At 63.3% G+C, this 14,343-nt stretch carries 9 protein-coding genes; 5 read left to right on the top strand and 4 right to left on the bottom strand.

Going from position 1 to position 14,343, the window contains the following annotated elements:
* Positions 1-18 precede the first annotated feature (18 nt).
* A complete protein-coding gene (locus Y88_RS04430) occupies positions 19-1,239 on the top strand; it encodes a serine hydrolase domain-containing protein (protein ID WP_008066658.1) in 1,221 nt (406 codons plus the stop codon).
* Positions 1,240-1,434: 195 nt separating this feature from the next.
* A complete protein-coding gene (locus Y88_RS04425) occupies positions 1,435-2,643 on the top strand; it encodes a type III PLP-dependent enzyme (RefSeq protein ID WP_008066657.1) in 1,209 nt (402 codons plus the stop codon).
* A 119-nt stretch (positions 2,644-2,762) separates the two neighbouring features.
* Here Y88_RS04425 and Y88_RS04420 read toward each other — a convergent pair whose 3' ends face one another.
* The 3 genes from Y88_RS04420 to murI all read right to left on the bottom strand — a co-directional run bounded on the left by Y88_RS04420 (position 2,763) and on the right by murI (position 8,075).
* Positions 2,763-5,780, bottom strand: a complete 3,018-nt coding sequence (locus tag Y88_RS04420) for a TonB-dependent receptor domain-containing protein (protein ID WP_018075372.1) — start codon at positions 5,778-5,780, stop codon at positions 2,763-2,765.
* Between the two features lie 115 nt (positions 5,781-5,895).
* Entirely contained in the window at positions 5,896-7,116 is a 1,221-nt protein-coding gene (hemA, locus tag Y88_RS04415; protein WP_018075373.1) for a 5-aminolevulinate synthase, read from the bottom strand.
* A gap of 158 nt (positions 7,117-7,274) precedes the next feature.
* Complete coding sequence (gene murI, locus Y88_RS04410) at positions 7,275-8,075, bottom strand: glutamate racemase (protein ID WP_018075374.1); 801 nt, start codon at positions 8,073-8,075, stop codon at positions 7,275-7,277.
* Between the two features lie 79 nt (positions 8,076-8,154).
* Here murI and plsY point away from each other — a divergent pair, with 79 nt between their 5' ends.
* The 3 genes from plsY to topA all read left to right on the top strand — a co-directional run bounded on the left by plsY (position 8,155) and on the right by topA (position 12,641).
* Entirely contained in the window at positions 8,155-8,766 is a 612-nt protein-coding gene (gene plsY / locus Y88_RS04405) for a glycerol-3-phosphate 1-O-acyltransferase PlsY (protein ID WP_008066638.1), read from the top strand.
* A complete protein-coding gene (gene dprA / locus Y88_RS04400) occupies positions 8,766-9,917 on the top strand; it encodes a DNA-processing protein DprA (RefSeq protein ID WP_008066637.1) in 1,152 nt (383 codons plus the stop codon). Before plsY ends, dprA begins: the two co-directional genes overlap by 1 nt.
* Positions 9,918-9,992: 75 nt before the next feature.
* Positions 9,993-12,641: a type I DNA topoisomerase gene (gene topA / locus Y88_RS04395; protein WP_018075375.1), complete on the top strand. Its 2,649-nt coding sequence runs from the start codon at positions 9,993-9,995 to the stop codon at positions 12,639-12,641.
* Positions 12,642-12,766: 125 nt separating this feature from the next.
* Here the strand turns inward: topA and Y88_RS04390 are convergent, their stop codons facing one another.
* Positions 12,767-14,296 (bottom strand): glycosyltransferase family 39 protein, encoded by a 1,530-nt coding sequence (locus Y88_RS04390; protein WP_232280909.1) that lies wholly within the window; start codon positions 14,294-14,296, stop codon positions 12,767-12,769.
* Positions 14,297-14,343 lie beyond the last annotated feature (47 nt).

Here is a 14,343-nt window from a genome sequence, read left to right as displayed (position 1 = left end):
CGAACGGGAGAGACATACATGACCGAGCCCTTGCTGGATGCAATCGCCAGCGATCCGCTGACCATGGGCTGGATGCAGGGGTTTCCGCCACCGCCCGAGCGCCAGGTCTTGTGGCGGCGCGGCGATCACTGGCAGTTTCCCAAGACGCGCTGGGCATTTTCCCATTTCCGCGAAATCCTGCCCTCGGTTCGGGTTGAGGGGGAGGGGAGCAGCCCGCTCCCCCGCCGGATCGCGGCCGATCTTGGGCATCTCGAATTCACTCCGCTCGATGCGACAGCGCTGATGACGCTCGATGAGGCGCTTCTGGCGACTTATACCGACGGCATTCTCATCCTGCACGAAGGGGCGGTGGTCTACGAACGCTGGTTCGGCGTGACCGGGCCGGAAACACGCCACATCGCCTTTTCGATGACCAAGAGCTTTGCCGGGACGCTTGCCGAAATCCTGATTGCCGAAGGAAAGCTCGATCCCGCAGCCGAGGTCGCGGCCTATGTTCCCGAACTCGCCGACAGTGGTTTCGGCAATGCCAGCGTGCGGCAAGTCCTCGACATGACGACGGCCGTCGATTTCAGCGAGGACTATACCGATCCCCATTCGGGCATCGGCGCCTATAGCTCGGCTGTCGGTTTTCTGCCGACCGCGCCCGATTATACGGGGCCGCGCGACCTCTGGGGTTTCCTGCGCACGGTCGAGGCCGACGGGGCTCATGGCGAGCGTTTCACCTATCGCACGGCCAATACCGACGTTCTCAACTGGATCCTGACGCGGGTTGGCGGGATGTCGTTCGCGAGGGCACTTGGCGAGCGGCTGTGGCATCCGCTCGGGCTTGGCGAGGCCGATGTTCTGGTCGATCCGCTCGGAACGCCCTTTGCTGGTGGCGGGCTGTGCCTGAGGCTCGAGGATCTTGCCCGGTTCGGGGAAGCGATCCGCAAAGGCGGCGAGGGCGTTATTCCCGATATGGCGATCAGGGCGATCCGGCAGGGTGGCGATCCGGCACTTTTCGACGCGGTGCGCTACCCCGCCTTGCCGGGCTGGAGCTATGGCAGCCAGTGGTGGCACAGCCATGGATCCGACGGCGGGTTCAGTGCGCGGGGAATTCATGGGCAGACGCTGTGGATTGCCCCGGAATCGGGCCTGACCATCGCACGATTCGCCTCGCATCCGGTTGCTTCGGGGAGCGGGAACGATCCAATTTCCGTGCCTTTGTGGCAAGCGCTTGGTCGCGCGCTCAACGCCTGATTTCCAACGAGTCGCGCAGTCGTGCCCGGTCCGGGCAAGGCACTTGTGTTTCAGTTTCTTGACGGTTGTCTGAACCCGCGAATTTTCCCCTTGAAACTCGCACCGGGGGGGCTATGTAGCCCTTCCGCTGCCCCATGGGGACTTCCAAACCGCAAGGCAGCCTTGTTCAACCGTTTCGTTTGGGGGTCCCTTGAGTTGCAGCTTCATCTTGACGCTCTGGCCGTAGTCCGCGCTTCCGCGCCTGACCAACCCGCCATTCTCAATCGCCCGCACGCCGCTGCGCGCGCTGCCCGCTTCTTTGTCGAGAAGTTTCCGGGCAAGACGCTGTACGCCGTGAAGGCCAACCCGTCGCCCGATCTGATCCGCGTGCTCTGGGATGCCGGTGTCACGCATTATGACGTCGCTTCCGTCGGTGAAGCGCGTCTGGTGCGTGGTCTGCTGCCCGAAGCCACCTTGTGCTTCATGCACCCGGTGAAGGCTCCTTCGGCCATTCTCGAAGCCTATCGCGACCACGGTGTTCGCACGTTCAGTCTCGATTCGCTCGAAGAACTGGAAAAGATCCGGCTCGCCACGACCGAAGCGAACGACGGGGTCGAACCCACCGACCTCACGCTCTGCGTTCGTCTGCGCGTCTCCTCGGAATATTCCGAGCTGAGCCTCGCGTCGAAGTTCGGTTGTGAGCTTTCGGATGCAGCCGAACTGCTTCAGGCGACCCGCCAGCTTGCCGATTGCCTCGGCATCTGCTTCCACGTCGGCAGCCAGGCGATGAGCCCGCATGCCTATGTGCAGGCGCTGGAAAAGGCGCGTGCGGCGATTGTCGATGCGTCCGTCACTGTCGACATCATTGATGTCGGTGGCGGGTTCCCATCGATCTATCCCGGCATGGAGCCGCCGCCGCTTGAAGACTACTTCGCGCTGATCGACCGCACTTATGAATCGCTGCCGGTGTCCTATTCGGCGGAACTGTGGTGCGAACCGGGCCGTGCGCTGTCGGCGGAATACAATTCGATGATCGTGCGCGTGGAAAAGCGTCGCGGTGACGAACTGTACATCAACGACGGGGCCTATGGCGCGTTGTTCGATGCCGCCCATGTCGGTTGGCGCTTTCCCGTTCGTCTCCTGCGCGAGGATGCGAACGGTGATAATGCCGATTTCAGCTTCTACGGCCCGACGTGTGACGACATGGATCACATGGAAGGTCCGTTCGAACTGCCCGCAGACATCCGTTCGGGCGACTATATCGAAATCGGCATGCTCGGGGCTTATGGCGCGGCGATGAAGACCCGCTTCAACGGCTTTGGCGCGACCGAAGTGTGCGAAGTCGCCGACGAACCGATGTCGAGCCAGTATCGCGGGGATCGCGTCGATCCGCGTGTCAGCGACAACGTCGTTTCGCTGCGCTGATCGGATCATCGGTCCAAAGAAAAGGCCCCGCCGGAAGGTGGGGCCTTTTTCGTTTCCGGAGTCCGGGTCGCGTCGCGTCTTACGGACCTGCAATGAGATGAACTCATTGCAGGTTGGTATCAGAGTTTGATTTTCACCGTCGCGCGCACATAGCGGCCCATGATGGCGTCATAGTAACGCTTGGTGCTGACCGTGTACGGGAACGGAAGGCCCCGATCGAACAGGTTGTTCACGTTGACCGTGAACGTGTAATGTTCGTTGACGATGAAGCTCACGGCGCTGTTGACGATGAGATAGGGCGACTGGCGCGGATACTGGTAGTCGCTGTCAGCGGCGTTCACGTCGATCCGCGTGGGGCCGTAATAGATGCCCTGCCACATCCAGTTGAAGTGCTTGCGCGCATACGTGATCGTCGTTGTGACGTTGTCGATGGGGGATTCAATGCCGCCCGCGACCTTTTCCAGATCGCCGGTCCCGACCCGATAGTAATGGCGATAGGTATGGAGGAAGTCCGCGTGGAACGTCAGCGAGCCGAAGCTGTCGGGAAGGCCGACACGGCGCAACGGCAGATTGTAGGCGATCGACCCCTGGAGCGCGCGCAGGTTCTCGACGCCGATGTTGTAGTAGCCTTGCGAGAAGCTGGTGACCTGACCTGAGGAGTCCCGTGTGAACGTCTTGCAGAACGCGTTGTTGGGATAGCTCGAGCTGTCATAGCACGCATCCATGAGATCGGTCGGGGTGAGCGAGGCGATCTCGTTGCGGATGCTGATGCTGATATAGTCGATGCCGATCTGAAGCCCGGGAATGACGCGCGGAGCGATCACCGTGCCTGCCGTCCAGCTGGTCGAGACTTCGTTCTGGAGCCCGGTGTTGCCGCCTCCGGTGCCCTGGATCGCATAGTCGACGATGTTCGAGACGAAGTTGCTCGACAGCCCGGCATTGGCGCAATTGGCGGCACGGACCGCCGGGTTCGCGCCTTGCGAGACATAGCGGTAATCGCAAGGATCGTTCCCGGTGTTGTAGACCGACCCGCGTGGGGCATAAAGTTCGGTGATCGAGGGCGCGCGGAACGAACGGGTGTAATTGCCCCGGAACGTGATGTCGGGGATCGGCGCGTAGGCGCCGCCGCCGGTATAGGTCCAGAAATTGCTGGTCGAGCTGTTGGTGACGTAACGGGCTGCGCCGTTGATTTCGAGACGGCTGACCAGCGGGACGTGATTGTCGGCGGAAATCAGCGGAAGTTTCAGTTCCCCGAACGCTTCGTGCGTGGTGAAGGCGCCTCCGACCGGATCGACGACCGCTGCGGTGCCATAGGCCGTCCGGGTGCCGTCGCTGGCAACGGAGCCATAATAGAACGCGCCGGGGTCAAAGTGTGCGGTTTCATGGCGTTGTTCGTAGCCGATCACGAACCGGGAAAAACCGCCGGGCAGTCGGACCAGGTCACCCTTGATGTCGGCGACGATGTCGTACTGGGTGTTGACCTGATGCGTCTGGGCGATCGAAGTGATGTAGGCGATCGCGGCCGAACTTGCGGTATTGGTGCCGAAGACGTCGAGTGGCGCGCAAGTGCTGCTCAGCGTCGGATAGGCCGAATTCGTCGGCGTCCCCGAACAGACGATGTTGCCGTTGGAATCGGTCGTCGCGTCGAGCGCGTTGGTGAAGTTCTGAAGGTTGAGTTCGCGCGCGGACGTCACCGAAACCGAGCGACCATAAGTCGCGGTCAGGTCCCAGTCGAACTTGCGTTCACCCGCCTCGAAGTTGCCCTTGAGGCCGGTCACGATCCGCAAGACGTCGGTCCGTGTGCGGAATTGTCCGGTGGAGAGGTCGGTGTTCGCCCGGGCGAGATAGAATGTGCCGGGCCCGCCGATTGCGGATTCGATCAGAGCGCGGTCGGTTGCGCTCAGGTACGGGTTCGACGTGCTGAAAATCAGGTTGCCGTTGGTGGACCCGGCTGTGCCCGCTGCGGCGGACGAATAATAGGGCTGGGAGGCGAGGTTGGTTCCAAAGCTGCGCCCCCACCAGACTTCGCCCGTCAGCTGAATGTGGTCGTTGATGTCGTAGTGCGAGAGCAGCGTTGCCGAATAGCGTTCGGTCTGGCTCAGGAAGTTGCCATAGTCGCTGGTGGCGAAACCGTCGCCGCCTGCCTGATAGATCGAACTGCCCGTGGCCGTGCCGTTGACGAACGGGACAAGGTGGCCGCTGTTGTTGAAGCGCAGGGCATTGCCGCCCGCATCCGTGACCGCCGAGAAAGCCGACGTGCCCAGGATGGGGATTGAATCCGCGACGAGCGGGATGCCGGTCTTGGTGAAGAGGGAATAGTGCTTCCCGTTGGAATAGGTCTGGTAGAGATAGCCCGCCGCGCTCGATCGGGCGGCTCCGGTGAAGACCGAATCCCCGCCGATGATCGAGGACCGCTGGGCATTGGTGATGCCGTTCTGGCGATCGTAATAGAAATTGAGCGTGACGTTGCCGCGCCCGCCCGCGAAATTCCGTCCGAACAGGAGTGACCCGTTGATGTCCCGGCCGTCGCCGTATTTCGAGATGCCGGTCGAGAACGTGCCTTCCAGTCCCTGAAAGTTCTTTTTCAGGATCACGTTGACCGTTCCGGCAATCGCGTCGGAACCATAGATCGGGGCGCCGCCGACGGTCACCACTTCGATGCGGTCGACAAGGTCGGGCGCGATCTGCGCAAGGTCGACCGGGCTCCCGGCAACCGGGCCGAAGATCGAACTGCTGGCCGAACTGACCGAGCGGGTTCCGTTGATCAGCGTGAGCGTGCGCTGGGCGCCGAGGTCGAACAGATTGACGAAAGTCTGTCCGGCGCTGAAGGTTCCCTGCGTTCCGACGGCACTGTTGGCGGCGACGCCGAAGACCGGCAATTGCTGCAACGCGGTCCCGATGTTGGTTGCGCCCAATGTCTCGATGGTTGCGTGGTCGAGCGTGGTGACCGGCTGATCGACGATTTTCGACTGCGCGATGCGGGATGCGGTGACAACGATCGGATCGTTGAACGTCGGCGCTTTCGCCTCGTCGGGCGTGGACTTGTCAGGCGCCGATTGGGCAAAGGCTGTCGGGGCTTGCGCAAGAGCAAGGGCCCCGGCGGAAAGCAGAAGGCGATAATAGGCGTATTTGGGCATGCGATCCCCCGATCGAAACCGGCAGGCCACCTGCTAGGTCAAGCCGGTTCATCTGCGACGCCCACTCGTTGGAGGACGTCGCAGAAGAGGGTGCCTTATCGGTGATAAGGAAGCGTTAAGCGGCCTGCTTCATCTCGAGATCGAGCCGATGCCAGATCTCCACCAGCGCCTTGGTCAGGTCGACCATCATCGCGCGGGTATGTTGCGGGCCGGGGGTGAAGCGCAGGCGTTCCGTGCCGCGCGGAACCGTCGGGAAATTGATCGGCTGCACATAGACGCCATATTCGGCGAGCAGGATGTCGCTCACCTTCTTGGCGCGCACCGGATCTCCGACCATCAACGGAACGATGTGGGTGGTCGATGCCATGACGGGAAGCCCCGCTTCGGCAAACAGTTCCTTGAGCGTCGAGGCCGCTTCCTGCTGGGCTTCGCGTTCCGCGTTCGACGCCTTGAGGTGGCGAACGGCGGCAAGCACGCCCGCGACCAGAACCGGCGAAAGCGAAGTGGTGAAGATGAAGCCGGGGGCATAGGAGCGGATCACGTCGATGATCCGCTTGTCCGCGGCGACATAGCCGCCCATGACGCCGAATGCCTTGCCCAGCGTGCCTTCGATGATGTCGATGCGGTGGGCCGCCTCGTCCCGTTCGGAAATCCCGCCGCCCCGTGCGCCGTACATGCCCACGGCATGGACTTCGTCGATATAGGTCAGCGCGTTGTACTTTTCCGCAAGGTCGCAGATCGCGTGGATCGGCGCGATGTCGGCGTCCATCGAATAGACGCTTTCGAACGCGATCAGCTTGGGTAGGGCCGGATCGGTCTCTGCGAGCAATTCCTCGAGATGGGCGACATCGTTGTGGCGGAAGATCTTCTTTTCCGCGCCCGAATTGCGGATGCCCGCGATCATCGAGGCATGGTTGAATTCGTCGGAAAAGATCACGCAACCCGGCAGGATCTTGGCCAGCGTCGAGAGCGTTGCGTCGTTCGAGACATAGCCCGACGTGAACAGCAGCGCGCCTTCCTTGCCGTGAAGGTCGGCAAGCTCGCCTTCCAGATCGATGTGATAGTGCGTGTTGCCGCCGATGTTGCGCGTGCCGCCCGAACCGGCGCCGACGTCATGCAGCGCTTCTTCCATCGCGGCGATCACCTTGGGGTGCTGCCCCATGGCGAGATAGTCGTTGGAGCACCACACCGTGATCGGCTTGGGGCCGTTGTGCCCGGCAAAGCAACGGGCATTGGGGTAGGAGCCCTTGTTGCGGAGAATATCGATGAAAACCCGGTAACGCCCTTCGGAATGCAGACGTTCGATAGCGGTATCGAAAACCTGTTCGTAATTCACCCGCCGCTCCTTTTGTTCATGGAGGCGCATTACGCCTCCGGCGGTCCTGTGGTCCCTTTTTCCCTCCACCCCGGGGGCCGGGATGGCGCTTTACGCCTCTTCTCCGGGCTTTGCCACCCGGAATTCGCGACCCTGTCCCAATGGCGGATATGGTGGTGTCAGAAGACCGCGATACGCGTCAGTCCGGCCGCCGCAAGGGCAGGGGAAAGCTCGGGAAGGTCGGGGTCCGCGCGGGTGAAAAGCGCAAGATCGGGCTCCTTGCGCAGGAATTCCTGTCCTTGCGTCAGATGGGCGATCCGACGCGCGATTCCGTCCGAGCCGTCGATGAAGCGCACGTCCGGCCCAAAGGCTTGGGCAAGATCCCGCTCGATCAGGGGGAAATGGGTGCAGGCAAGGACGACGGTATCGATCCGGTCGCCATCGGGCATGGATCGCAAGGCCTGTGCCGCGCGGGCAAAGACCGCCGGATCGACGTCCCGCCCGCGCAGGCGCGCTTCGGCTGCCGTGACGAGTTCGGGCGCGCCATGGCGCAAGAGGCGCTTGTCGGCGGCAAATTCGGATTCGAGACGGTCGACGTAGCCCTGACGGATCGTGGCCTCGGTACCGAGCAGTCCGATCACCCCGGTCTTCGTCATCGCGGCTGCGGGCTTGATTGCCGGGACCGTGCCGACGATCGGGACTTCGAGCACTTCGCGGACCGAGGCGAGCGCGATCGTCGAGGCGGTGTTGCAGGCAATGCAGACAAGGCGGGGGTGAAGCCGTTCGGTCATGCGGCCGAGCAGGCCCGAGACACGCGCGGCGATCTGCGCCTCGGTCTTTTGGCCATAGGGCAAGCCGGCGTTGTCGGCGACGTAGATCACCGGCGCCTGCGGTAGAAGCAGCCGCATTTTTGCAAGCACGGACAGGCCGCCCACGCCCGAATCGAACATCAAAATGGGCTGGGCAGGGTCGATCGACATGACGCGGATATGGGCAATCGTTGCAAAAAGGTCGAGATCCCTCTCCCCTTTGCCCACGGCTGCGGCTACATCGCCCCCCGTGGATGGATTGGATGCTCATGGCGCTGCGGGCGCCTTCGCTCTTGCCGGGGTGCTCGGCTATGTCTTCGGCTCGATACCGTTCGGGCTGATCCTCGCCCGTATGGGCGGCGCGGGAGATCTGCGCGCGATCGGATCGGGCAACATCGGCGCGACCAACGTGCTGCGCACCGGACGCAAGGGGTTGGCGGCAGGGACGCTGCTGCTCGATCTTGCCAAAGGGGCTGCGGCAGTCTGTCTCGCGCGTGCGCTCTGGCCGGGCAGTGAAGGGCTCGCGGCCCTTGGTGCCGTCATCGGCCATTGTTTTCCGGTCTGGCTGCAGTTTCGCGGGGGCAAGGGCGTGGCGACGCTGATGGGGGTCTCCATGGCTCTCGCCTGGCCGATCGGCCTTGTTTATGCGGTGGTGTGGCTGGGCATGCTCTATGCCACGCGGATTTCGTCGGTCGGCGGCATGAGCGCGGCGGTGGCGTCGCCGATCGCCGCGCTGGTGTTCGGGCATCCGCGCTATGCGGCGGTGCTGGCGCCGCTCGCCCTTTTGGTGGTGTGGCTCCATCGCGCCAATATCGCCCGACTGTTGGCAGGCACCGAACCGCGCGTCGGCAAGGGGCGCTGATGGCAACGCGGGGGGCAAATTGGGGGCCGGCATCCGAAGCGTCGGAGGCCGAACGGTTCGCGCGGCTGCGCCTGTTGCGATCGCCGAACATCGGTCCGGTCAGCTATTATCAGCTCCTGCGCCGTTTCGGCAGCGCGATCGCGACCTTGCCCGCCTTGCCGGACCTCTCCGCGCGCGGCGGGGCTCCCTATCGCCCGATCGGAACGGACCGGATCGAGGCCGAAGTCGAAGCTGCCGACCGGACCGGGGCGCGATACCTGTTTCATGACGATGTCGCCTATCCGGTTATGCTGGGCAATCTGGAAAACCCGCCGCCGATCCTGACCGTGCGCGGGAATGACGCGCTGTTCGATCAGCCTGCGGTGGCGATGGTCGGTGCGCGCAATGCCTCGGCCGGGGCGGTTCGCATGGCGCGCGACTTTGCCGCCGGACTGGCCGCACGGGGATTTGCGGTCGTGTCGGGCCTTGCACGCGGGATCGACGGGGCCGCTCATGCCGGGGCGCTCGCGGCCGCTCGGGGGGATGGCGGAACCATTGCGGTGATCGCGGGCGGCATCGACGTTGCCTATCCGCCCGACCACGCCGCCTTGCAGGAACGCATCGCTGCCGAAGGTCTGCTAGTTGCCGAAATGCCGCCGGGAACCGAGCCGCAAGCGCGCCATTTCCCTTCGCGCAACCGGATTATCGCGGGACTTGCGGCGGGAACCGTGGTGGTGGAAGCCGCGCCCAAGTCGGGATCGTTGATCACAGCGCGGCTCGCGGCCGAATATGGGCGTGAAGTCATGGCCGTGCCGGGATCGCCGCTCGATTCGCGTTCGCACGGCTGCAATCAACTGATCCGCGAGGGCGCCATCCTGGTCCAGAGCGCGGAAGACATCGCCGAACTGATCGAGACGTTCGAAGGAACCGCGCGCTGGACGTTCCGAGAGGACGGGGTTGCCGCCTTTGACGGTGCGCCGCCCGACTATGGCGACGATCCGGCGCTCACCGAAGAAATCGCGGCCATGCTGGGCCCGGCTCCGGTGCCGGTCGACGAACTGATCCGCCAGACCGGCGCGCCTCCGGGCTCGGTGCAGATGGCTCTGGTCGAGCTCGAACTCGCCGGTCGTTTGCATCGCCATGCCGGTGGACGTGTGAGTATCTTCGTTTGAAGTGCTTGACGCACCCGCGCCCCATTCCCCACCCTCGCGCGTACGCATACACGTAAAGGACGTTCGGCAGCGATCATGCAACTTGTGATTGTGGAATCCCCGGCCAAGGCCAAGACTATCGAGAAGTATCTCGGCCCCGGCTACAAGGTGCTGGCCTCCTACGGCCATGTCCGTGACTTGCCGGTCAAGGATGGTTCCGTCCGCCCGGACGAGGACTTTGCGATGGACTGGGAACTCTATGGCGACAAGCAGTCGCGGGTGAAGGCCATTGTCGACGCGGCCAAGGACGCCGACCGTCTGATCCTCGCCACCGACCCTGATCGCGAAGGTGAGGCGATTTCCTGGCACGTACGCGAATTGCTGTCGAAGCGGCGCGCCCTGCCCAAGGATGTGCAGCGGGTTACGTTCAACGCGATCACCAAGGCGACCGTCACGGCCGCCATGGAAAAGCCGCGTGCGCTCGATCAGGATCTGATCGATGCCTATCTGGCCCGGCGTGCGCTCGACTACCTGTTCGGCTTCACGCTGTCGCCGGTCCTATGGCGCAAGTTGCCCGGAGCCAAGTCGGCAGGGCGCGTGCAGTCGGTCGCCCTGCGCCTGATTGTCGAGCGCGAACGCGAGATCGAGGCTTTCCGGTCGCAGGAATACTGGTCGATTGTCGCCCGTCTTGAACATGGCGGGACACCCTTCAAGGCGCGTCTGGTAAAGCTCGACGGGCAGAAGCTCGACAAGCTGACGCTGGGCGACGAAGGCTCGGCAATGCGCGCCAAGGGCTTGGTCGAAGCGGCCACGTTCCGCGTCGAGGATGTCGAGACCAAGCCGACCCGGCGCCATCCGCAGCCCCCGTTCACGACCTCGACACTGCAACAGGAAGCTGCGCGCAAGCTCGGCTTTTCGGCCAGCCACACGATGCGGGTCGCCCAGACGCTCTACGAAGCCGGTGCGATCACCTATATGCGTACCGACGGGGTGCAGATGGACCCATCGGCCATTTCGGCGGCACGTCGTGTGATCTCGGACCGCTATGACGGGCATTACCTGCCCGAAAAGCCCCGCCATTACGAAACCAAGGCCAAGAATGCGCAGGAAGCGCACGAAGCCATTCGTCCGACCGATTTCGCGCGAGATCATTACGGTTCGGGCGACGAAGCACGGCTTTACGAATTGGTGTGGAAGCGCGCTCTGGCAAGCCAGATGGCTTCGGCCAGCATCGAGCGCACGACCGTCACCTTGCGCGAAGGCACCGGCAAGCACGAGTTGCGCGCGACCGGGCAAGTGGTCCGTTTCCCCGGATTCCTTGCCGTCTATGAGGAAGGCCGCGACCAGAAGCCCGACGCTGACGACGATGAAAGCGGCCTGCTGCCTGCGATGAGCGCCGGCGATCTGCCTGCCAAGCGCGAAGTCGAGGCGAACCAGCATTTCACCCAGCCGCCGCCGCGCTATTCCGAAGCCTCGCTGGTCAAGCGACTGGAAGAACTGGGGATCGGTCGTCCTTCGACGTATGCCGCAACGCTTCAGGTCCTGAAGGATCGCGCCTATGTCCGGGTCGAGAAGAACCGCTTCTTTGCCGAGGAATCGGGCCGTCTTCTGACCTCGTTTCTCGAACGCTTTTTCGACCGCTATGTCGCCTATGAGTTCACCGCCGGAATGGAGGACGAACTCGACGACGTTTCGGGCGGTCGGGCGGCGTGGAAGGACGTGCTTGCGGCGTTCTGGCGCGACTTTAAGCCCAAGTCCGACGAGGTCATGGAAAAAAAGCCGAGCGAGGTTACGGCCGAGCTCGACGTCTTCCTTGCCGATTACCTGTTCCCCCCGCGTGCCGACGGTGGCGATCCGCGCCAGTGCCCCAAGTGCGCGGACGGACGTCTCAGCTTGCGCGGCGGGCGCTATGGCGCCTTCGTTGCTTGCTCGAATTATCCCGAATGCAAGTTCACGCGCAAGTTCGCGCAGGGCGGCGGTGCGGACGGCGAAGGAGAAGGCGAGGACGCCGCGCTTGGCAAGGATCCCGTCAGCGGTCTGGAAGTGACGCGTCGTTCGGGACGTTTCGGGCCCTATATCCAACTTGGCGAAGGCAAGGAGGCGAAGCGCGCCTCGATTCCCAAGGACATTGCCGAACTCGATCTGGAATGGGCGCTCAAGCTCCTGTCGCTGCCGCGCGAGATCGGTCCGCACCCGGAAAGCGGCAAGCCGATCACGGCGTCGATCGGACGCTATGGCCCGTACCTTGCTCATGACGGCAAATATGCGCGCCTGCGTTCGACGGCCGAAGTTTTCGAGACGGGCATGAATGCGGCGGTGGTGCGTCTGGCCGAAGCTGCGGCCGGGGGCGGGGCCCGTGGTGGGCGTCAGGCCCCGGCGCCTTTGCGCGTGATCGGGGCGCATCCAGCAAGCGGCTCGGAAATCCGTCTGATGGCCGGACGTTATGGCGCCTATGTCACCGACGGCACGACGAATGCGACGCTGCCCAAGGACAAGGCTGGGGAAACGCTGACGCTTGAAGAAGCGAGTGCGCTGATCGATGCACGTGCGGCTGCTGCGCCTGCCAAGGGCAAACGCAAAGCCCCGGCGAAGAAGGCCACTGCCAAGACCACGGAAAAGAAGGCGGCTCCGAAGAAGGCGCCTGCAAAGAAGGCAGCCAAGGACGCTTCAGGTGAAACCGGGGCGACCGAGAAGAAGCCTGCCGCCAAAAAGGCCGCACCCAAGAAGAAGGCTGCGACCGAATAACTCCAACCGGGGGTGGGCTTTGATCACCCCCGGTCCGGACAGGATCCCGACATCAAGGCCGGACAGGATCCCGACATCAAGGGAAGAGAAAAAACGGGCGGTCCGATGGGCCGCCCGTTTTTCGTTCAGTGGTGCTTGAGCCGGTAAAGCCCGAAATGGTGCGTGCCGAGCACGAAGCCGGTGTACCGCTCGTAGTCGCGGGCGAGGAAATCCTTCACCACCGCGCGCGAGATATGGTTGGGCAGATAGATCTGCGTCCATTCGCCGATCAGCACGACATCAGGATGCGTGAGCATGATGCGCGCCACTTCCTGTCCCGGATCGACACCGATTGCCGGAGCCTCGGTCCAGGTGTTGAGGTGCGTTGAAAAGGCATAGCGGGTGGGAATGCAGGCACCAACCGAGCGATAGAGCGCCGGTTCACCATCGAACTGATAGAAGCAGCCACCGTGCATTTCGTTGCGGATGACCTGGGTCATACGGTCGAACTGGGTGGCGGTGCCGTGGTTCTTGAACTGGATGCCCATCACCGCGAGCCCGCCGATCGCGCTCGCCACCAGAAGGAGACGCCCGAACCAGCGTTCGTCGGGAACCGAGCGAGCCAGAACCGGCGCAGCCAGAACCGACAGCGGGGCGAGCATCGGCGCGACATAGTGGTCATACCACGTGCCGAATACAAGATAGCCCGCGATCGCGGCGATCGCCCAGGCGCGCAGGACCGCCGGAACCAGCGGATGACGCGCGCGCGGCATGGCCATGAAACGCGGTGCCACCAGAATGGCGAGCCAGAACGGCGTCAGTGCGCCGAGCTGCGTGGCAAGGCGGATCCACGAGGCTTCGCCATCGGGCAGGCGGTGCAGGATCGAGATGAAATTGGCCTGCAGGAAGTCGTCGGCATGGCCGATCGCGGCATAGCAGGCAAAGGCGAGAATGGTCGGGAAGAGCGCTGTGAGCGCCCAGATGAGCCCGGCAAGGGCGAGGCGACGCCATGACCAGACATCGGCCCAGCCCCGCGCCAGCAACATGCAGCCGAACGCGATGCCTTCGAAAAGCACCGAATACTTGATCTGCATCGCCACGCCGACCAGCAGCATGATAATGATGCCGCGGACGAGGAGGTCGGGTGCTTCTGCGCGTTTCCACACATCGACGAGCGCGAATGCGGCCAGCGCCATCAACAGGTTGTAGAATACAGGCGCCTGCCCGAACGAGCAGGAGAAAGCGGGCATCGCGAAGACGTAGACGATCCCGGCAAGCCAGGCCGACGACGGGCGCGCGATTTCGCGCGCCAGACGCTGGATCACCAGTGCGGTTGCCGCGGTCGAGGCAATGCCGAAAAGCTGGTAAATCCGAATCGGATCGCCCGGCACCAGCAGGAACAGCCGATAGAGCAGGAACAGTCCGACCGGCTTGCGGTCCCAGATGTCGACGAAGGGGAGGTCCCCCTGCGTCCATCGCCATGCAACCAGCTGATAGAACTCCTCGTCGACATGGACGACGGGATTTCCGAACAGGATCAAACGGAAGGCAAGGGCAATCGCGGCGTACTGGAAAAATGCGACCCAGGTGCTCGAGATTGCAAGCGAGCCCACACGCAGGCGTCCCGGCTGGCCCCATGCCGCCGGAAGAGAAGACGCGCCTGCCGGTTTTGTCATGCGTTAACTCCGCTTTGCCCGATACCGGCTAATAACGCACCGAGATG

Origin of the sequence: Novosphingobium nitrogenifigens DSM 19370, assembly GCF_000192575.1 — a bacterium.
Lineage (GTDB): Bacteria > Pseudomonadota > Alphaproteobacteria > Sphingomonadales > Sphingomonadaceae > Novosphingobium > Novosphingobium nitrogenifigens.
The sequence above is the reverse complement of the archived record's forward strand: the minus strand, read 5'-3'. Positions and strand labels throughout refer to the sequence as shown.